Origin of the sequence: Acetobacter senegalensis, assembly GCF_001580995.1 — a bacterium.
Taxonomy (GTDB): Bacteria; Pseudomonadota; Alphaproteobacteria; order Acetobacterales; family Acetobacteraceae; genus Acetobacter; species Acetobacter senegalensis.
This window is the reverse complement of the sequence record NZ_LHZU01000030.1, coordinates 1-1168: the sequence shown is the minus strand read 5'-3', so window position 1 is coordinate 1168 and position 1168 is coordinate 1. Positions and strand designations below refer to the sequence as shown.

Sequence of the window (1168 nt, the reverse complement as noted above, 5' to 3'; positions counted from 1 at the left end):
ATACCAATTTGTTTTTGCTATGACCCATGAGCCCAGTCGCGCAATCCGAGGGACATAATGCGCCATGGCTGCTCGGTGAGCTGGTTCCACGCATGGCAGGCGATATCGACGATATCGTCATAGGTTCTGAAGATTCTGTTTGAGAGCCATGTATTGCGCATAAACTGCCAGACGTTTTCCACAGGATTGAGTTCGGGAGAGCGTGGCGGGAGCGGCATGATGGTGATGTTGGGGGGAACCGTCAGTTTCAGACTGGTATGCCATGCTGCCTGATCCAGGATGAGGACGGCGTGACTTTGCGGTGCAACGACCTGGGCGATTTCCTTGAGATGGAAATTCATCGCATGAATGTTGCACACGGGGAGAACAAGAGCAGCCCCTTTTCCCTGAGCGGGGCAGATTGCCCCGAAAATCCAGGCGGATCGGGTCCTTAGGTCGGCTGTCGCCCGGGGGCGGGTTCCCCGCTTCGCCCAGCGCCGTGTCAGCTTCGTTTTCTGGCCGATCCTTGCTTCATCCGCCCACCACAGTTCGATATTTTCTCCGGGGTGACAGGCGCTGATTGCGGCAAGGGCATCAGGAAAATCTTTTTAAAAATGTCCTGGGCATCCGGGTTCTGGGCATAATGCCGGGGGCGTGGCGTCAGCAGACGAAAATTCTCACTGCGGACAATCCTGCTCAACCAGGAAACAGACAGGCTGACCCCGTGCTCTTCATGAAGCCAGGCGCACAGATCACGCAATCGCCAGCGCACCACGCCATGAGCCGAAGGAATGGGACCGTCTTCAATCCGCTGCGCCAGAGCCTCCATGACGGAAGGTGTGATGCGGCCGGCAGCACCCCCACCATGACGATCAATCAGCCCCGCAGGCCCTTGCGCGTTAAAGCGCAAAACCCAGTCCCGAACGATCTGTCGATCCGTTCCCGCAAGACGGGCCGCCTCGCCACGCGTTGCCCCGTCATAAATCGCGGCAAGCGCCAGAAGGCGCCGCGACTGGGCCGCATGTCTGCTTCGTCGCGCCAGACCTCGCATGCTCGCTGCATCATAATCTTCTCGGAGTGCGACCGCCTTGCTCATCAGGGATACCTTCCTTCAATGACGGTATCCTGTGAATCACAATTCAACGCCTATGTGTACCCCCCCTGAGTCACAGCCAAAACAAATTGGTAT

General features: G+C 57.5%; 1 protein-coding gene. It reads right to left on the bottom strand.

The window, feature by feature from the left end:
* Positions 1 to 17 precede the first annotated feature (17 nt).
* Positions 18 to 1075, bottom strand: a protein-coding gene (locus AD948_RS17455) for an IS630 family transposase (RefSeq protein WP_156478861.1) whose coding sequence is annotated in 2 segments (ribosomal slippage) — positions 18 to 583 and positions 583 to 1075 — 1059 coding nt in all. Because the reading frame shifts where the segments join, the coding sequence is not laid out codon by codon here.
* Positions 1076 to 1168 lie beyond the last annotated feature (93 nt).